This is a genomic window from Lysobacterales bacterium (assembly GCA_016721845.1).
Lineage (GTDB): Bacteria > Pseudomonadota > Gammaproteobacteria > Xanthomonadales > Ahniellaceae > JADKHK01.
Map to the genome: position 1 here is coordinate 971,512 of JADKHK010000013.1, position 18,879 is coordinate 990,390.

An 18,879-nucleotide genomic window follows, 5' to 3' on the forward strand; every position below is an offset into this window, starting at 1 on the left:
ATTCGGAGAATCCCATGTCCAAGCAAGTCCAGGATTGCTACATCGTTGCCACAAACCGCACTGCGGTCGGCAAGGCGCCGCGCGGCGTGTTCAAGAACACCCGCCCGGATGACCTGCTCGCGCACAGCCTGCGCGGCATACTCGATCCGCTGCCGCAACTCGACCGCTCGCGCATCGACGACATCATCGTCGGCTGCGCCATGCCGGAAGCCGAGCAAGGCATGAACATCGCCCGTATCGGCATGCTGCTGGCCGGTCTGCCGAACACGATCGGCGCGATGACCATCAACCGATTCTGTTCCTCGGGCGTGCAGGCCGTCGCGCTCGCCGCCGATCGCATCCGGCTCGGCGAAGCCGACCTGATGATCGGTGCCGGCACCGAGTCGATGAGCATGATCCCGATGATGGGCCACAAGATCGCGATGAACCCGGCGGTCTTCCAGAACGAGAACATCGCGATTGCCTACGGCATGGGCATTACCGCCGAAAAAGTTGCGGAACAATGGAAGATCACTCGCGACGCGCAGGACCAGTTCGCATTGGCCAGCCACCAGAAGGCGGCGGCCGCGATCGCGGCGGGAGAATTCGCGTCCGAAATCCTGCCCTACGAAATCGATGACCGCCTGCCCGACCTCGACAAGCGCGACGTACGCATCGTCCGCAAGATCATCAAGCAGGACGAAGGTCCGCGTGCCGACACCACGCTGGAAGCGCTCGCTGGCCTGAAGACCGTGTTCCGCGCCGGCGGCTCGGTCACGGCCGGCAACAGCTCGCAGATGTCGGATGGCGCTGGCGCGGTGTTGCTCGCGAGTGAGAGCGCGATCAAGGAATTCAACCTGACGCCGCTCGCCCGCTTCGTTTCGTTCGCGGTGGCCGGCGTACCGCCGGAAATCATGGGCATCGGTCCGAAGGCGGCGATTCCGAAGGCCTGCAAGCAGGCCGGCATTTCGCAGAACGATCTCGACTGGATCGAACTCAACGAAGCCTTCGCGGCCCAGGCGCTGGCGGTGATCCACGACCTCGGCCTCGATCCGGCGAAGATCAACCCGCTCGGTGGCGCGATCGCGCTCGGTCATCCGCTCGGTGCCACCGGTGCCATTCGCGTGGCCACGCTGGTGCATGGCCTGCAGCGCCGTCAGCAGAAATACGGCATGGTGACCATGTGCATCGGTACCGGCATGGGTGCGGCCGGCATTTTCGAGCGGGTCTGATCAGCCCTCGCGCCAGTCCTTGAGCGCATCGCGGCCCTGGTACCACCAATACGTGGCCTGGGCCGCAAGAAACCCGAACGGCTTGCCCGCCCAGGGCAATCCGTAGGGTTGGAAATCGGCGAGCGCCGAGCGATCACCGCAGAGTGCTGCAGCGACGACTTCGCCCGCAGCGGTCGTGGTGGCCAGTCCATGTCCACCGAACGCCTGCGCGTACCAGAGAGCCGGCTCCAGCTCGCCGATCTGCGGCATCTCGTGTTTCGCGTAACTCATCAGGCCGCTCCACGCAAACTCGATCGGGGCGTCCGGAAGTTGCGGGAAGACGCGAGCGATGTCCTGCTGCAGCAGGTGCGCCACTTGATGCGGCGCGCGATCACGGATGGAGATGCGCCCACCCCAGAGCAGGCGCGTATCGGCCAGCGGCCGGTAGTAGTCGAACGCGAAGCGGGAGTCGTACACCGCGGCCCGTGTCCCCGGAAACAGTGCGGCGAGGCGATCGCCGAGGGGTGCCGTCGCGACCACGTAGGTCGCGATCGGCAGGATCGAACGATCGATGGCCGAACGCAGTCCGGCCAGATAGCCGCCGCAACAGAGAACGACGCGCTCGCAATGGAGCGCCACGCCGTCGGCCGTGCGCAGGCGCCAGCCTTGCCCGCCGCGCTGCAGTTCGACAATGCGCGTGCGCTCCGCGACCCGACCACCACCCTCCACCACCGAGTGTGCAAGCCCGCGCGCATACTTCAACGGATGCAGATGCAGGGCGTTGCGTTCGAACAGGGCCGCGCTGTAGCGCGGCGAGTCCAGCATGCCCCGCAATGCGGCACCTGCGATCCATTCCCATTCGGTATCGAAGTGCTGCTTCAACAAGGTGGCGCGATCTCGCAGCACGCGCTCGTCGCGGAACCAGTTGGTCCACAACACGCCTTCATCGACCACGTCGCAATCGATCGCGTGCTCGCGCAAGCGGCGACGGATCAAGTCCACCGCCGTGATCGAGCGCGCATAGACACGCCGGGCCGCCGCCGGGCCGAGTTGGGCGAGCAGGCTGCCCTCGCCCAACGAATAGCCGCCGAACACGAAACCGCCATTGCGTCCCGAGGCACCGAAACCGACCTGTTCCGCTTCGACCACCAGAACGTCGCTGTCGCCGCGGTCGATCAGGCCTCGTGCGGTCGCCAGCCCGGCGTAGCCACCGCCGATCACGATGGTGCGGGCGTGCTGATCGCGATCGATGGCGGCGTGCCCGGAAGCGACCCCGGCACTGGCCTGGTAATAGGTGCGAACACGCTGGTCGGAGGATTGCAGCATCTGGTCGGCTCGGGAGTCTTGGCGCGGCCCTGCATTCTGCGATACTCCGGCGGTCACGTCAGCGAGATCGCACCGATGGCCAAGGCCAAGCTCGATGTTCCGACCCTGATGACCGTCGTTCTGGCGGGTGCTCTGCTTGCCGGTGCGGCCGCCTACATCGCGAAACTGGGCGCCGGTGCCGAACAGGACCTGCCCGCCTTCTTCGCGCAACTGCGCTGGATCCTGCTGGCGACGTCGGGAATTGCCTTCGTGGTGTCCTTCCTGCTGGCGCGACGTCTGGACGAACTCGCCGCCCAGACCGAGCAACAACGTCGCTATCCGCCCGAGGGCCTGGCTGCATTGCCGGATGGCGTGTCCGACCCTTGTGTCGGCGAACCGGCCCTGATGGTGGCAGCGCAACTGCGCGGTTATTCGCTATTGGTGCTGTGTCTCGGCATTGCCGCCGGACTCGCCGGGCTGTTGTTCGCGGTCCGCCTCTGAGGCCTTGCGCGCGCGCTCGCGCAGCAAGTGGCAGCGCAGCAGATCGGATCGCAACGCCGGCAGCACACTCGCCGCGATCGGCGCCGACAACATCGATTGTGCATAACCGCGCGGTTCGGCCTCGGCATCGATACTCAGCGATGTCGCGGCGCGACCGAGCAGCATCGCCGAACGGGCGTAGCCATAACCGAGCTGCTTGTCGCCACGACGAAAATCCGGGGCAATCAGTTCGCCCTCATCGAAACGAAGCCCCTGGGCACCGAGGCGTTCGCTGAATTGAGCCGGCACCGGACCATCCTCGCGTTCGATGACGCCACCGATATTGAGCACGATCTGATAGCCGCCGTCATCGCGACTCAGCACGAGGCTGAGCTCCGCGCCGTCGAAGGCCGGATCGGCGAATGCGAAACGCTGCGGCGGGCTCTCGCAGCGCATCGGCACGGGTGCATCGCGCTGCGACGGCAGGCTGCGCAGCGGACCGGACTCGGGTGCATCCGGCGACCTCAATCCATCCCTGCATTCGCGGCCCTGGAATACCCATTGCCCGTTCGCGTCCTGACAACGGTAGACGCGGGTCTGCGTGCTGGCATCGGTCACCGCCACCATCGCCACGAACGCCACGAGCATCTTCAGACTGCGCATGGCCGGAGCATGCGATATTCCGTCGCGTCCGCCTAGTCGTGGAGTCCCGCATGCCGGCTTTCATCCTCTCGTTTCTTGCACAACTGCGATTCCGCACCCTGTTCCTGGTCACGGCGACGATGTTCGTCACTGATCTGCTGATTCCCGACCTGATCCCGTTCGTCGACGAACTACTGCTCGGCGCCATGACCCTGCTGTTCTCCGCATGGAAGCGCCGCCGCGAACCGATCGCGAATGCGCCGCCGCCGCTGCCGCATGCGCCTGATCGATAGCCATTGCCATCTCGATGCAACGGAGTTCGACGGCGACCGCGACGCGGTGATCGCCCGTGCCGCAGCGACCGGCGTGGTCGCTCAAATCATCCCGGCGGTCGCCGCATCGACGTTTGCTTCGCTGGCGGATCTATGTCGAGGCCGGCGCGATCTGTTCGCCGCCTATGGCCTGCACCCGATGTACCTCGACCAGCATGGCGATGCCGATGTGGCCAGGGTGCGCGCCACGATCCTGCGCGAGGGTGCGGTCGCCGTGGGCGAATGCGGCCTCGATTTCTTCGTCGACGGCCTCGATCCGGAACGCCAGCGCCTGTTGTTCGATGCGCAACTGCGGCTGGCGCGCGAATTCGATTTGCCGCTGATCCTGCACGCGCGGCGTGCAGTCGACGAGGTGATCCTGCGTCTGCGCCGCATCGGTGGACTGCGCGGCGTCGTGCACAGCTTCAGCGGCAGTGCCGAACAAGCGCGACAGCTGTTCCAGCTCGGATTCCATCTCGGCATCGGCGGTCCGGTGACCTACGATCGTGCACAGCGACTGCGCGGCCTTGTTGCGACCATGCCGATCGAGCATCTGCTGCTCGAATCCGATGCACCGGACCAGCCCAACGCCAGCGCCCGCGGCGCGCGCAACGAGCCCGCGACGATCGTCGAGGTGGCCGAGGTGATTGCGCGGCTGCGCGGGGTCGACGTGGCCACGATCGCGGCGGCGACCAGCAGCAATGCGATCCGCCTTTTCCGGCTCGATCAGGCCGACGTCGCTGCCTGAGGTTTTTCCGCGAGCAGCCGATCCAGCGCGCGCCCGACCATGGCCATCGCGAAACCGGCCGTCACGTGCATCGCCGCACCCAACCCGCCACCGCAGTCGAGCTTTCCGGCATCGCCCACTTCCGGACGCAGGCCGCAGACCGTGCCATCTGCTTGCGGATAGCGCACGTTTTCCAGCGAATACACCGCCTGCACGCCGAAGTACCGTTTGGGACCGCGCGGAAAATTGAACTCGTCGCGCAGCTTCTTGCTGATCAATGCGAGCATGGCGTCATGTTCGGTCTTGGACAGGTCGCGCACGATGATCTTGGTCGAATCGATGCGCCCACCGGCCGAGCCCGAGACGATCATGGGGATCTTGCGACGACGACAGAACGCGATCATCTCGACCTTGACGCGGAAGGCATCGCAGCAGTCCAGCACCAGGTCGTAGCCGCGGCCGAGTTGTTCTGCCAACGTCGATGGCGTCACGAAAGCAGCTTCGGCCTGGATCTTCAGTTGCGGTGAAATCTTCTGCAACCGATCGCGCAGGGACTCGACCTTGAGCTTGCCGAACTCGCCCTCAAGCGCGTGCAACTGCCGGTTGGTGTTCGATACGCAGATCTCGTCGGCATCGAACAGCGTCAACCTGCCGACGCCGCTGCGCGCCAAGGCTTCCGCAACCCAAGAGCCGACGCCGCCGACACCGATGACGGCAACATGCTGATTCTGCAATCGTGCAACGGCGCCACGGCCGTAGAGGCGGTCGATGCCGGCAAATCGGGAGACGTGGTCCATGGAGTCGGGGCGGTTTCGGGGCGCGCAGCATAGCGGCAGCGGGTTCCGGCACGATGCGCTGGCCCAGTGACGACGGCGACGCTAGGCTTGGAGCACGAATGCGTCTGCTCAGCGCGACCGCAGACCCGCCAAGGATGCCCCGATGAAACTGTTCTCGATGTTCTCCCGCCCGGCCTGGGAAAGTGCCGATGCCGACAAGCGCGCGCGCGCCGTCGCGACCGTGGTTGATGGCGTTCTGATCGAACGCCTGCCCGACATCGCCCGTCATGATGCCGATGCCAAGGTCCGCCTCGCGGCTGTCAAGCGGATCGACGACCTGTCCCTACTGGGTGACCGGGCCCGTCTCGACCTGTCGCCCGACGTGCGTGATGCCGCCGGTGCGCGCCTGCGTCACCTGCTGCTCGATCCGAAAGTCACGCTGGAATCGCGAATTCGAATTGTGCGGGTGACGGAAAACAACACGCTGCTGGAGCTGATCGCAACGGAGGCGACCGAAGCCGATCTGCGCTCGTGCGCACTGGAACGCATTCGCCGCGTGCCCTTCTTGGCCGACCGGTGTGTCAAGGATCCGGATGCGCGGCTGCGTCTGAGCTTGCTGGATCGCATCGACGACGCGGCGCAACTCGAACGCATCGCCGAACGGGCCCGCAAGACCGACAAGCAATTGTCTCGACTCGCCCGCGAACGACTGCAGGCGGCCCTGCTGGCAGCCGGAGACACGGCCGCGATCGAGGCTCGGGCGAGCGACATCTGCGTGCAACTGGATGCACTGCTGCGTACCCGTGGCCTGGATGCAGCCGAGCGATTGGCGCAGATCGAATCCGACTGGGCGCGGTTGTCGATCCCGCCCGAAGCGGCGATCGCGCGGCGCTATCGTGGTCTGGTCGACACCTTGCAGCACATGCTGAACCCGCCGCCGAAGCCCGAACTGCCGCCGGCGCCGGTCATTCCGGCACCCGTGATCGATGAGGCCGAAGCCACCCCCGCGACCCTCGTGACCGCAGTGCCCGATCCCGCCATCGCCACCGCGAAAGCCGCTGCGGCGGCGGCGCATGAGGCCGAGCAGGCCCAGCGCCGCCAGTGGCGCGAACGCACGCATGCGGCGATCCAGCACTACGCCGCCGCATTGGACGCCGGCAAGTTCGCCGATGCGCGCGCCGCACGCGCGGTTCTGCAGCAGATCGAGACCGAGTGGCCGAAGTCGCATTGGGACGAGGCTCGGCGCTATGCCGACCTCGATGCCCAGTACGCCAAGCTCGAACACTGGCAGCAGTGGTCGTCCCGCGACCAGAAGAAGCGCCTGTGCGAGGCCGCCGAAGCCTTGATCGGCAGCGGGCTGCATCCGGATGCGTTGATCACGCGGGTCCGCGAACTGCAGGGCGAATGGGACCGTCTGCTGACTAGTGACGGCGCAACCGATGCCAACGATGGTTTGACGCGCCGCTTCCGTGCGCTGATCCATCAATCGGTGGCACCGGCTCGCCCGTATCTCGAGAAGCGCAAGGAATTGCGCAGCGAGAAGGGCCGTGCCGTCGCCGAATTCCTCGATGCTGCCGAAGCGGCCTTGGCCGATACCGAATTGCCGCTGCAACAATTGTTGGAATGGCGCAGCAAGTTCAACGAGGCCGGCGCGCAGATCGCCGATTTGGTCGGCAGTGATCGGCGTGACGCCGGGCTGCGTCGCAAGCGTCTCGCCGATGCAGTGCATGCGCGTATCGAGGCTTTCAACAGCGGTGCTGCCGAGGCCAAACAGAAGCTCATCGCGCAAGTGCGCCGCCAACTCGCGAATGCCGATGCCCGCGAACAGGTGAATATTGCCAAGTCGGTGATGCCGCAGTGGAAGTCGCTGCCACGCGGACAGCGCAAGACCGAAGACGCGCTATGGAACGAATTGCGCGCCCTGATCGACCCGGTGTTCGAACGCGAGCGCGACGAAGGCCAGCGCGTACGCGACGAGCGCAATGCACAGCAGCAAGCGGTGGTGCAGGTATTGGCAGAGCTCGACGCGCTCGCTGAAGCTGAACTCGTTGCAGATGCGCTGCGCCATCAGGCCAACGACTTGCGCCAGCGCTTTCAGGGCATCGAAGGCCGCAGTCGCGACGATGATCTTTCGTTCGATCGCGCGATGGCGAAGATTGAACGTCGCATCGCTGCGTTGCGTGCGGATCACGTGCGCGCACAACGTCTGCGACTGCGCGAGCAATCGGCACAACTGGCCGTGATCGAGCAACGCATCGTCGCCGAGTCCGATCTTGCCGATACGGAAACGGCGCTTTCGGCGTTGCGCGAGCAGGGCTTGGGCGCTGAACTCACGGCACGCTTCGATGCCGCTCGTTCCGCCTGCAGCAATGCAGATCGCCGCGCGGCATTGCGTGATGCGCTCGCCGATCAGGCCGCCATCGCCGACCTCGCGATCCGTGCCGAATTTGCAGCGGGCCTGCCGTCTCCGGACGCTTGGCGCGAACATCGCCGAGCCCACCAGATGGCGCGCCTGGCCGACAAGCTCGGCGGCGGTGCGGCCTTCAAGGCGGGCGATGAAAGCACCTCCCTTTGGCGCGAATGGCTGGCGCTTGCCGGCAGTGGCAGCCCCGACCGTGCCGACTTCGACGCGCGGATCGATGCCGCACTGACACAGTTGTTCGGCTCGAATTGAGTGATCGGCGATGCGCATCCGTACTGCGGCGGCGCAGCATCGAAAACACTTGTCAGGATGTGATCTCGCACCGTAGTTTCGGCTGGCACCGAGTGAGTCGGTGATCCAACACCAAACAGGGGATTCGAGAATGAAGCATCTGAGTGCGATTGCGCTGGGTACGAGCTTGCTTGCCGCTGCCGTCGGTCAGGCAGTGGCCGCGAATGGTCCTTCGTCGCTGCGCGTGGACATGGCGCCGGTCATGGACAAGGCCGCGGGCGACTACTTGGGTTCGGTCCGTTTCACGATGAGCAATCCGACCGACAAGGCGGTACGCATCCTGAAGTGGCAGACCCCGTTCTTCGGCGTCGACGCCAACCTGTTCTCGATCAACGTCGGCGGCGAAAAGGTCGCCTATACCGGCCGCATGATCAAGCGCGGCGAACCCGCCGCTCGCGACTACATGACCCTGCGCCCGGGTGAATCGCGCTCGGTTGAACTCGATCTGTCCGCTTTCTACGACTTCGCGAAGACCGGCCAGTACGAAGTCCGCTACGACGAATTCCTGTTCGACAACGTCGGCCAGGCGAAGCGCGTGAACACCACGCCGACCGTCATGTGGGTCGACGGCAACGATCAGTTCCTGGCCCAGGACGCCGGCATGGATCCGTATGCCGGCCTCGGCGTGAAAGCGATCGGCGTGACCCCGAGCTTCACCAAGTGCACGACTACCCAGCAATCGCAGATCGTCACGGCGCTCAACGCCGCGGACAGCTATGCGGGCAATGCCAAGTCCTATTTTGGCTCGCATTCGGCGACCAATATCTCGGCGCGCTACACCACGTGGTTCGGCGCGGTGAATGCAACCCGCTACACCACCGGCAAGAACCACTTCGACGCCATCCAGGCTGCGTTCGCGACCAAGCCGATCACCGTCGACTGTGGCTGCAAGAAGACCTATTACGCCTATGTTTATCCGACCCAGCCCTACAAGATCTATGTCTGCAAGGCGTTCTGGTCGGCTCCGGTCACCGGCACCGATTCACGCGCAGGGACGCTGATCCATGAAATGAGCCACTTCAACGTCGTCGCCGGCACGGACGATCACGTCTATGGCCAGTCGGGCGCCAAGAGTCTTGCGATCAGCAATCCGGACAATGCGCTCGACAACGCCGACAACCACGAGTACTTCTCGGAAAATACGCCCGCACAAAATTGATGTATGTGCGCGTCGAAGCAATGAACAAGAAGCCCGGCACTGGCCGGGCTTCTTGTTTTCGTCCTTTTGACAGACGAAAAAAAACACCGGGATTGCTCCCGGTGTTTCTTGATTCAACCCGTTGGGGCTGGGATCAGACCGGCGTGACCTGATCGGCCTGCAGGCCCTTCTGGCCCTGCACGACCTTGAAGGTGACCTTCTGGCCTTCCTGCAGGGTCTTGAAACCCGTGCCCTGGATGGCGCGAAAATGAACGAACACGTCCGGGCCGCTGTCGCGGGCGATGAAGCCGAAGCCCTTGGCTTCGTTGAACCACTTGACGGTACCAACCTGACGATCTGCTGACATTGCGAAAACTCCAATCAATTATTTAGACCAGGCGATCAAAAGGATCACCGACTTGCTGGAAATGCCCAAAACCGAGGGCGATTCGTCATGCAGATCATCGATCAGACTAGGCGAAGCGGCCGCTGGGGATGCTTTTTCAAGACACCCGAACAAACACAGCACGGGCACCCTAACAGAAATATTCGGGTTTGTGGCGGCATGGCCCAAAATCCCTGGAGATGGTTCATTCGCGCGCCGCATCGGCCACCGCGCCCGGCCCCCTTTTCAGATTCGACGATACGGCGCACCATCGGCCTCCCGACCGAGCGGAGGTTTCCATGGCAAGCGGCTTGTTGAAGGACTTGAAACTGGCGATGCGCGAGATCTTTTCGAGCGGCAAGATCGACGAGAACCAGCAGGTGTCGTTGCAGGTGGTGTTCGGCCTGCTCGGCTATCTGGCGCGCGCCGACAGCATCGTGACCGACGACGAAGCGGCCTTCCTGAACAACCTGATGGATGACATGGACCTGTCGTTGTCGGCGCGCAAGATCGCGGTCGACGCGATGAATCGCGGCAAGGCGCGACAAATCGATATCGCCGTGGAACTGGAGCGTTTCCTGTCGGTGCATCCGGCCGGTTCGCCCGAGGTCGGGCGACTGTACGAAACGCTGCTGAATCTTGCCGGATCGGATGGCCGCGTGCGTCCGCGCGAAAAAGAGTTCCTGGAGCAAGTCACCGCGGGCCTGGGCTTCACGCCGGACATCCTCGATTCGCGCCTCGACGCGATGGCACGTCGCCCCGTTGCATGACCGGCGGACGTCCCGACCTGGCTTTGCAGCAACTGGCGGCCAGTACGGCGCTGGCCGCGCGCTTCTACAGTGATACGTCGGTCATCGCGGTGGAACGCGACCACATCTTTGCGCGCAGCTGGCAGCTGATCGCCGGCGACTCGCAATTGTCGGGTGCAGGTGATCATGTCATCGCCGAGATCGCCGACGTGCCGGTCTTGATCGTTCGCGGCAACGACGGCGAACTGCGCGGCTTCATCAATATCTGCAAGCACCGTGCAGGCCCGATCGCCACCTGCGACGGCCGCGCCGCGAAGGTGCTGCGTTGTCGTTACCACGGCTGGACCTACGGCCTCGACGGCGTCCTCAAGGCGGCCACCGAAATGCAGGACGCCGCCGACTTCGAGGTTGGCACGATCCGCCTCACCCCGATTGCCGTGGCGACCTGGCGCGGACTGGTCTTCGCCGCCCTCGATCCGGTCATGTCCCTCGCGGAACTGCTGGCCGGGACCGAACGACATCTCGGTGACCGCGATTTCTCGCACTACCAGTTCGAACGCAAGGTGTCGTACCCGGTGCCCTGCAACTGGAAGGTGTATGCCGACAATTACCTCGAGGGCTACCACGTCCCGCACGTGCATCCGGAGTTGAACAAGCTGCTGGACTACCGCAGCTACATCACGGAAACCGACCGCTGGCATTCACTGCAATACAGTCCGATGGAAGGTGCCGGCAACTTCTATGGCGACGGCATCGCGTTGTATTTCTATCTCTGGCCGAATCTGATGCTGAACATCCTGCCGGATCGCCTGCAGACCAATCGCATCATTCCGGTCGCCATCGATCAATGCCGGGTCGACTTCGATTTCTTCTACCCGCCCGGTGCGACGCCGGAAGCGATCGCCTTGCGCGAGCGGGACCAGCGCTTCAGCGACGAGGTCCAGGCCGAAGACGCCGACATCTGCGAGCGCGTGCAGCGGGCGTTGACCTGCGGCCGCTATCAGCCCGGCCGACTCAATCCCAAACGCGAGAATGCCGTCTTCCATTTCCAGGAACAGTTGCGCCACGCCTATCGCGACGCGGGCCTGTCCTGATGGCGGACGCAGCGCCTGCGCGCGTGATGGGTTTCTGGTCGGCGGTCGCGCTGGTCGTCGGCAGCATGATCGGCTCGGGTGTCTTCCTGCTGCCGGCGAACCTGGCACCTTACGGCGCGGCGAGCCTGCTCGGCTGGGGCATCAGCCTCTGCGGCGCCATCCTGCTGGCGCTCGTCTATGCGCAATGGGCGCGCGAGGATCCGCTGCCGGGCGGCAGCTTCGCCTACACGCGCGTGACCTTCGGCGACACGCCGGGGTTCTTCGTGGCCTGGAGCAACTGGATCTGCATCTGGGCCGGCAATGCCGCGCTCGCCGTCGCCTGTGCCGGATGCATCAGCGCATTGGTGCCGGCGGTCGCGCAGTCACGACTGCTGTCCGCCGCGATCGCGTTGGCCGCGCTGTGGATCGCCACGCTGACCAACCTCGCCGGCGTGCGCGAATCGGCACGGGCACAGGTCGTGCTGACGGTACTGAAACTGGTGCCGATCGCATTGTTCGCGTTCGTGGCGGTGTTCTTCGTCGACACCGCGAACTACCACCCCTTCTTGCCGGAAGGCGGCGACCTGTTCGAGATCGCCTGGGGCGGCGCGGCGATCACGTTGTGGGCATTCCTCGGCCTGGAAGCATCGACGATCGCAAGCGCCTCCATCCGCGATCCCGAAAAGAACGTGGCGCGCGCCACGGTCGTCGGTACCTTGATTGCCGGGTTTCTGACCATGCTGGCCTGCACCGTTGTGCTCGGTGTCTTGCCGCGAACTCAGATCGCGCAGTCGCCGGCACCGATGGCCGAAGCCGCCGCGCACCTGTTCGGTGCGCCAGCAGGCGTCTTGCTGGCCATCACTGCAGCGGTCGCCAGTTACGGCGCACTGAACGGCTGGGTCATGCTGATGGGTGAACTGCCAGCACAGGCTGCCCAGGCCGGGTTGTTCCCGCGCTCGCTCGGCCTGCGCGACGGCAATGGCACGCCGCGACGCATGTTGCTGGTCGGCACCGTGCTCGGAAGTGTGCTGATCGTCGCGAACTACAGTCGCAGCCTCGTCAAGCTGTTCGAATTCTCGATTCTGTTGTCGACCGCGACCTCGCTCCTGCCCTATGCCGCGGCCAGTGCCAGTGCCCTGCTTCGATCACGACGCTGGCGCAGCCATTCGCCGATGAACCTGATCATCGCGGGCCTGGCGCTGGGTTACAGTCTGTTCGCATTGGCAGGCACGGGCCGCGAGGCCTTGTTCTGGGGCGCGGTGCTGCTGGCGGCGGGTATTCCGGTATCGATGTACGTGCGCATCCGGAAGCGCGGACTGGTCGCGCCGCACTGACATCCATTAACCTTCTGTCACGTCGTTCGAATCACGTGTTCCGGGAGTGTTCGTGTCCAAGTCGCTCGAAAGTTGGCCGTGGTGGGCCAAGTTGCTCATTGTCGTTGTCGGCCTTGCCGGTTTCGCCTATGTCCGTGTGCGCGGCGTCGCGTCCGATGCCATGCAATCGCTGAACCTGGTGGGCTGGGCCAGTTTCGACAGCACCTATGTCGACTGGAATGGCGACATTGGCGCCAAGAACGTTCGCATCTGGCCCTGGGATGGCGATCCGGACACCGACGCCATTACCGCCGAGCGTTTCGTGATCGACACCCCGGGATGGGGCTGGATGCTCAAATCGGCGTTTTCGTTCGGCGGATCGAGCAGCTTGCTGAAGAATCGCGCCGCGCGCTGGGCCGCCAGAGCAGCGGAAAAAGCCAACGAAGGTTCGCCGCTGGAAGACATCCCGGCGATGCCGCGCATCCACGCCCGACTCGAAAACGTGGTGTTCTCGGATTACGCCCAACAGTACATGTGGGAAGACCACGTGCATGGCCTCGCCAGCGGCTCGGTGTTCGAGAGCGAGGGGTGCGGACAGGACCAGTATTGGTCGGAGGGCGAACTGGTCGGCACGATGGACCTGCGCAGTCCCGGCGTGAATTTCGAACTCGACCTCAACGCAACGGGCAGCGAAACCATTTCGATGCGGGTCTCGCTCGATGCGCCCGGCCGTTCCGCCTGGCGCTATGACGCCAATTGGCTGGCGCCCCACGAGGGCAACCTGGTGCTGATCGACTGGGAACAAGCCAAGCTGCGCGACGAACAGTGGACGGTGCAGGACGATGGTTTCGTCGCCGCCCGCAATGCCTACTGTGCCGAACGCGATCACCTGACCGAAGCGCAATTCGTCGAGCAGCACATCGACTACCTGCAGCGCCGGCTGCTGAACTGGGGCCTGTTCGCGAACCCCGCCACGGTCGAGCAGTACCGTCGTTTCGTGTCGACCGGCGGCAATACCCTGACCTGGTCGGCCAAGCCGATCGATCCGGTGGCGCTGGACAAGCTCTACAGTTTCTCGGCCACCGACATGCTGTGGATGCTCAACGCGAACCTCCGCGTGAACGACGAGGCCGCCGCCCCCTTCAAGCTGCATGTCGTCGCTGCCTTGCCGTATCCCGAAACGGAGGACATCGAGTCCGCTCCGCAGATGCGCCAGATCGTCGCGCAAACCCTGGCCTCACTGCCGGCGGACATGCAATCGGCACCCGCCGTCGCGGCCATGGAAACCCCGAATCCCGCGGTGCCGACGATGGTCGTCAGCGCCGAGTCGACCCTGATCGGCGTCGACGGTCAGGTACCGACGGCCGACAAGCCGGTGATCGAGGACGTGAGCTTCGATGACCTCGCCTACATGGTCGGTGAACGCGTGATCATCCGCACCCACTTGCGCTCGACGCGCGACGGCGAGCTCAAGTCATTCAACCGGGCGGGCATCCGGGTTTCATTGCGGAATCGTCCCGGGATGGAGCTGGAAATTCCACGTTCGACCGTGGCCTCGGCGCAAGTCGTATGGACGAAATCGCAGACTGCCGCTGCGGCCGCCGCAGCAGGCAGTCAGTAAGGCCGCAATCAGCGCAGCACGGCGTCCAGATCCTTCTCGATCTTCTCGGGCGTGTCGGTGGGCGCATATCGCTTGACGACGTTGCCGGACTTGTCGACCAGGAACTTGCTGAAATTCCACTTGATCGCGTCGATGCCGAGGAATCCGGATTTCTCGGACTTGAGCCATTGCCACAACGGATGGGCATTCGCGCCGTTCACGTCGACCTTCGCGAACATCGGGAAGCTGACGTCGTAGGTCAGCGAGCAGAAGTTCTTGATCTCGTCCTCGTTGCCCGGTTCCTGGTGACCAAACTGGTCGCAGGGAAAGCCGAGCACCACCAGTCCTTGATCGCGATGCTTGCGATACATCGCTTCCAGTCCGGTGTATTGCGGGGTGAAGCCGCATTTCGAGGCGACGTTCACCAGCAGCATCGCCTTGCCCTTGTAGGTCGACAGCGGCACGTCCTTGCCGTCGATATCTTTCGCGCTGAAATCGTAGATGCTGCTCATTGGATGCTCCGGTTGATTACGCCACGACCACGGGAATCTTGCCGATCTTCGCCTGCCATTCGCGCGGCCCGGTCTCGTGCACCGAGGTGCCCTTCGCATCCACCGCGACCGTGACCGGCATGTCCTGCACGGTGAATTCGTAGATCGCCTCCATGCCGAGGTCGGCGAAGGCAAGCACCTTCGAGGCCTTGATCGCCTTCGACACCAGATAGGCCGCGCCGCCGACCGCCATCAGGTAGACCGCGCCGTTGTCCTTGATCGCACTGATCGCGGTCGGGCCGCGCTCGGACTTGCCGACCATGCCGAGCAGGCCGGTGGCTTCGAGCAACTGGCGCGTGAACTTGTCCATGCGTGTGGCCGTGGTCGGGCCGGCGGGGCCGACGACTTCGTCGCGCACCGGATCAACCGGGCCGACGTAGTAGATGAAGCGGTTGCGGAAGTCGACCGGCATCGGTTCGCCGCGATTCAGCATGTCGATCAGGCGCTTGTGGGCAGCGTCGCGGCCGGTCAGCAGCTTGCCGTTGAGCAGGATGGTCTCGCCCGGCTGCCAGGTCGCGACTTCCTCCCGGGTGATCGTGTCGAGGTTCACTCGGCGCGCGTTCTGCGGGCTGTAGGTGAGCTTCGGCCAGGCATCGAGCGAGGGCGGATCGAGCATCACCGGTCCCGAACCGTCGAGCGTGAAGTGGGCATGTCGCGTGGCCGCACAATTCGGAATCATCGCCACCGGCAGATTGGCCGCATGCGTCGGATAATCCTTGACCTTGATGTCGAGCACGGTGGTTAGACCACCGAGGCCCTGGGCGCCGATGCCGAGTGCATTGACCTTCTCGTACAACTCGATGCGCAGCTCTTCGGCGCGATTGCTCGGCCCGCGCGCGATCAGGTCCTGGATGTCGATCGGCTCCATCAGCGATTCTTTCGCGAGCAGCATCGCCTTTTCGGCGGTACCGCCGATGCCGATGCCGAGCATGCCCGGCGGGCACCAGCCGGCTCCCATGGTCGGCACTGTCTTCAGCACCCAGTCGACAATGGAGTCGGACGGATTCAGCATCGCGAACTTCGACTTGGCTTCGGAACCGCCGCCCTTCGCGGCGACGATCACGTCCACGGTGTCGCCGGGCACGATCTTGACGTTGATGACGGCCGGCGTGTTGTCCTTGGTGTTGCTGCGCTTGCCCGCAGGATCGGCCAGCACCGAGGCGCGCAGCTTGTTGTCCGGATGGTTGTAGGCGCGGCGCACGCCCTCGTTGACCATGTCCTCGACCGACAGCGTGGCGTTCCAGCGCACGTTCATGCCGACTTCCAGGAACACGGTGACGATGCCGGTGTCCTGGCAGATCGGCCGATGGCCTTCGGCGCACATGCGCGAGTTGATCAGGATCTGCGCGATCGCATCCTTCGCCGCCGCGGATTCCTCGCGTTCATACGCCTTCGCGAGATTCTCGATGTAGTCGACCGGGTGGTAGTAGCTGATGTACTGCAGCGCGTCGGCGACGGACTGGATGAAGTCTTCCTGCTGGATCGTGGCCACGGGACTCGGTTCGGCTTGGGGAAAGCTGCGATTTTACGCCCGCGGCCGCGATGCAGCCATGCCGACGCTGCGCCGAAACGTCACAATGGCCGCCATCAGGAATTCGCCATGCAGGTGCAGGTCCAATGAAAACGATGCTGATCGTCTGGCATTCTCAGACCGGCGGCACGGCGCAGATGGTCGAGGCGTTGGCCGAGGGGGCGCGCAGCGTCGAAGGCGTACGAGTGCGCGCGTTGCGGGCGATCGATTCGACTGCGGACGTTGCGCTGGCGGCGGACGCCTTCGTGTTCGCGACGCCGGAATGCCTGGCGATGCTGTCCGGGCAACTCAAGGATTTCTTCGACCGCAGCTATTACGACCTGCTCGATCGCGTGAACGGTCGGCCTTACGCGGTCATGGTCTGCGCCGGCTCGGACGGATCGAATGCGGTGCGCCAGATCGAGCGCATCGCGACCGGCTTGCGGCTGCGCAAGGTGGCGGACGCCCTCATCGTGAACACCGCGGCGCAAACGCCGGAGCGCATCCTCGCACCGAAGCACATCGCCGAATCCGAACTCGCGCGCTGTCGTGAACTCGGTGCGCTGGTCGCGAACGGCCTTCAGCTCGGCCTGTTCTGATCGCTGCAGACGCGATTGCGTCCGCCGTTCTTGGCCACATACAGACCCGCGTCGGTGCGGCGCATCAATGAATCGCGATGTTCACCGGGTTGCCATTCCGACACACCGGCGCTGAAGCTGACCCGCAGCCAGTCGGCCAGATCCGCGTAGTCGGTGCCCACCACGCGTTCACGCAGCAGCTCGACGCTGTTCAACGCACCGGCGAGTGATGTTTCCGGGAGCAGGACCGCGAACTCCTCGCCACCGATCCGCGCAACCAGATCACTGGCGCGGAAGTGTTCGACCAGGATCGCCGCAATGCGCACGAGCACGGCATCGCCGAGTGCATGGCCACCGCCGTCGTTGATGCGCTTGAAATGATCGAGATCGATCAGGGCCAGGCTGAGCGGATGCCGATAGCGCTGCGCGCGCTCGATCTCGGCCGCGATGCGCTCGTCGAAATGGCGCCGGTTGGCGAGCCCGGTCAGTGCGTCTTCCCGGCTTTGCCGTTCAAGCAGTCGACCCTTGCTGCGCAGTTCGACCAGCAGACGCTCGCGTTCGGCCGCCGCCTGCTCCAATGCGGCGGTGCGCTCCGCCACCAGCTCCTCGAGGCGCCCGCGATACTCGTCGAGCTCCTGGAAGGTGAGCGCGTCGGCGATTACCGGCGCCAGATCCTCGGCAATCGCCAACAATGCATTCTTGTCGGTATCCGAATAGGCATTCGCTTCGGCATGCTGGATGCTCACCACGCCCAGCACCTCCCGGCCTTGCAGGATCGGCACCATCAGGATCGAACCGGGACGCTCGTCCGGCGCAATCACGGCATGACGCCTCAGTTCCTCGGCCGCCGTTTCCCAGCGATCGATCAGCACCGGTTGGCGGTGGCGAACGACATAGCCGGCCAGGCCCTTCGCGACCGGGTAACGCCGTCGCGGCAGGCGCTCGCCATCGACCAGTTCGAGCACGGCATCCAGTTCGCCACGTTCGGCATCATGCAGCGCGACGAAGGCGATGCGGTACTGGAAGAGCATGGCGATCCGCGACAACAGGCGTTCTGCGACCTCCTCGATGCGACGGCTGCCGGACAGCGCCTGGCGTGTCGCAGAAGCGGCATCGAGTGCCGTCACGCGGGTCTGTACCTGCTGGCGCGCAGTGACGACCGCATGCAGACTGACCGCTGTCAGCACCAGAAACAGCGTCGACAGCAGCAGCGTGACCGCATCGGTTTGCACATAGATCAGCGCCGCCAGCACCCCGAGCGGCACGAACAATTCGTCCGTGGTCAGATAACTCCAGGTCAGCAGCCGGCGCACGTTGCGACCATCGAGATGGAAGAACAGCGCCATCATCGCCGAGTTCACCAGCTGCATCGCGATCGACGCCAGCAGGATCGCGAGCGCCCCGCGCCCGTCCAGCGCGCGCAAGGGCACGGCGCCGCCCGTCTTGACGTACACCCAGCCCGCCGCGAGCGTGATCAGCGCCAGCATGCAGGCGTTGTGGATGGCGCGCAGCAGGCCGAAATGCAGGGATCCCTGGCGATAACGGTGGTTGATGAACGGCCAGATCAGCCCGGGCAAGGCATTCAGCGCGGCCGCGACCGGCAACGGGAACAACAGGATCGCGGCAATCTGCGGCACGCGCTCCATCGAGGTCATGCCCATCGACGGCACCGGAAAACCGTATTGCCACACGATCAACTGCAGGAGGATGAACCCGGCCACGACCGGCGCGCTTGGCCATTCCGACTGCCAGGGCCAGGACTGGCTCGCAAGCGCCGCGGTGATCGCGACCAGCGCGAGGTTGTAGAGCCACAACCGGCCGTTCTTCGAGCGCATGCC

At 64.5% G+C, this 18,879-nt stretch carries 18 protein-coding genes; 11 read left to right on the forward strand and 7 right to left on the reverse strand.

Translation table 11 applies throughout. The features are described from left to right. The first annotated feature begins 14 nt into the window (after positions 1 to 14). Positions 15 to 1,211 (forward strand): acetyl-CoA C-acyltransferase, encoded by a 1,197-nt coding sequence (locus IPP28_11760; protein MBL0041689.1) that lies wholly within the window; start codon positions 15 to 17, stop codon positions 1,209 to 1,211. On the opposite strand, the gene IPP28_11765 is transcribed toward IPP28_11760, so the two are convergent. Further along, positions 1,212 to 2,516, reverse strand: coding sequence for an FAD-binding oxidoreductase (locus IPP28_11765; protein ID MBL0041690.1), 1,305 nt, complete (start codon positions 2,514 to 2,516; stop codon positions 1,212 to 1,214). A gap of 75 nt (positions 2,517 to 2,591) precedes the next feature. On the opposite strand from IPP28_11765, the gene IPP28_11770 reads away from it, so the two are divergent. Continuing rightward, complete coding sequence (locus tag IPP28_11770; GenBank protein ID MBL0041691.1) at positions 2,592 to 2,996, forward strand: hypothetical protein; 405 nt, start codon at positions 2,592 to 2,594, stop codon at positions 2,994 to 2,996. On the opposite strand, the gene IPP28_11775 is transcribed toward IPP28_11770, so the two are convergent. Beyond that, positions 2,931 to 3,638: a hypothetical protein gene (locus IPP28_11775; protein MBL0041692.1), complete on the reverse strand. Its 708-nt coding sequence runs from the start codon at positions 3,636 to 3,638 to the stop codon at positions 2,931 to 2,933. The two genes, IPP28_11770 and IPP28_11775, sit on opposite strands and share 66 nt — an antisense overlap. 50 nt (positions 3,639 to 3,688) lie before the next feature. Between IPP28_11775 and IPP28_11780 the strand changes: the two genes are divergently transcribed. Then, positions 3,689 to 3,910 (forward strand): hypothetical protein, encoded by a 222-nt coding sequence (locus tag IPP28_11780; protein MBL0041693.1) that lies wholly within the window; start codon positions 3,689 to 3,691, stop codon positions 3,908 to 3,910. Then, positions 3,894 to 4,676, forward strand: a complete 783-nt coding sequence (locus IPP28_11785; protein ID MBL0041694.1) for a TatD family hydrolase — start codon at positions 3,894 to 3,896, stop codon at positions 4,674 to 4,676. The genes IPP28_11780 and IPP28_11785 overlap by 17 nt, the downstream gene beginning before the upstream one ends. Here IPP28_11785 and IPP28_11790 read toward each other — a convergent pair. Further along, positions 4,655 to 5,452, reverse strand: coding sequence for a tRNA threonylcarbamoyladenosine dehydratase (locus IPP28_11790; protein MBL0041695.1), 798 nt, complete (start codon positions 5,450 to 5,452; stop codon positions 4,655 to 4,657). The genes IPP28_11785 and IPP28_11790 overlap by 22 nt on opposite strands. Positions 5,453 to 5,594: 142 nt before the next feature. Between IPP28_11790 and IPP28_11795 the strand changes: the two genes are divergently transcribed. Beyond that, positions 5,595 to 8,105, forward strand: coding sequence for a hypothetical protein (locus IPP28_11795; protein ID MBL0041696.1), 2,511 nt, complete (start codon positions 5,595 to 5,597; stop codon positions 8,103 to 8,105). 154 nt (positions 8,106 to 8,259) lie between these two features. Further along, positions 8,260 to 9,303, forward strand: coding sequence for a peptidase M35 (locus IPP28_11800; GenBank protein ID MBL0041697.1), 1,044 nt, complete (start codon positions 8,260 to 8,262; stop codon positions 9,301 to 9,303). Positions 9,304 to 9,436: 133 nt separating this feature from the next. On the opposite strand, the gene IPP28_11805 is transcribed toward IPP28_11800, so the two are convergent. Then, complete coding sequence (locus tag IPP28_11805; protein MBL0041698.1) at positions 9,437 to 9,649, reverse strand: cold-shock protein; 213 nt, start codon at positions 9,647 to 9,649, stop codon at positions 9,437 to 9,439. A gap of 317 nt (positions 9,650 to 9,966) precedes the next feature. Here IPP28_11805 and IPP28_11810 point away from each other — a divergent pair, with 317 nt between their 5' ends. From IPP28_11810 to IPP28_11825, 4 genes are read left to right on the forward strand one after another with little or no spacing between them, the layout of a single operon-like run. Next, complete coding sequence (locus IPP28_11810; protein ID MBL0041699.1) at positions 9,967 to 10,437, forward strand: TerB family tellurite resistance protein; 471 nt, start codon at positions 9,967 to 9,969, stop codon at positions 10,435 to 10,437. Then, positions 10,434 to 11,510 carry an aromatic ring-hydroxylating dioxygenase subunit alpha gene (locus tag IPP28_11815; protein MBL0041700.1) on the forward strand — a complete coding sequence of 359 codons (1,077 nt, stop codon included), beginning with the start codon at positions 10,434 to 10,436 and terminating at the stop codon, positions 11,508 to 11,510. The genes IPP28_11810 and IPP28_11815 overlap by 4 nt, the downstream gene beginning before the upstream one ends. Then, positions 11,510 to 12,823: an amino acid permease gene (locus IPP28_11820; protein ID MBL0041701.1), complete on the forward strand. Its 1,314-nt coding sequence runs from the start codon at positions 11,510 to 11,512 to the stop codon at positions 12,821 to 12,823. The genes IPP28_11815 and IPP28_11820 overlap by 1 nt, the downstream gene beginning before the upstream one ends. A 52-nt stretch (positions 12,824 to 12,875) precedes the next feature. Then, positions 12,876 to 14,423: a hypothetical protein gene (locus IPP28_11825; GenBank protein MBL0041702.1), complete on the forward strand. Its 1,548-nt coding sequence runs from the start codon at positions 12,876 to 12,878 to the stop codon at positions 14,421 to 14,423. Positions 14,424 to 14,431: 8 nt separating this feature from the next. Here the strand turns inward: IPP28_11825 and IPP28_11830 are convergent, their stop codons facing one another. Together IPP28_11830 and IPP28_11835 are read right to left on the reverse strand one after the other, a co-directional pair. Then, on the reverse strand, positions 14,432 to 14,914 hold the full coding sequence (locus IPP28_11830; GenBank protein MBL0041703.1) for a glutathione peroxidase: 483 nt from the start codon (positions 14,912 to 14,914) through the stop codon (positions 14,432 to 14,434). Between the two features lie 16 nt (positions 14,915 to 14,930). Further along, the gene (locus IPP28_11835; protein ID MBL0041704.1) at positions 14,931 to 16,445 is read right to left on the reverse strand and encodes a fumarate hydratase; all 1,515 of its coding nucleotides are present in this window, start codon (positions 16,443 to 16,445) and stop codon (positions 14,931 to 14,933) included. A 125-nt stretch (positions 16,446 to 16,570) separates the two neighbouring features. On the opposite strand from IPP28_11835, the gene IPP28_11840 reads away from it, so the two are divergent. Then, a complete protein-coding gene (locus IPP28_11840) occupies positions 16,571 to 17,062 on the forward strand; it encodes a flavodoxin family protein (protein MBL0041705.1) in 492 nt (163 codons plus the stop codon). On the opposite strand, the gene IPP28_11845 is transcribed toward IPP28_11840, so the two are convergent. After that, the gene (locus tag IPP28_11845; GenBank protein MBL0041706.1) at positions 17,044 to 18,876 is read right to left on the reverse strand and encodes a sensor domain-containing diguanylate cyclase; all 1,833 of its coding nucleotides are present in this window, start codon (positions 18,874 to 18,876) and stop codon (positions 17,044 to 17,046) included. The genes IPP28_11840 and IPP28_11845 overlap by 19 nt on opposite strands. Positions 18,877 to 18,879: the final 3 nt, after the last annotated feature.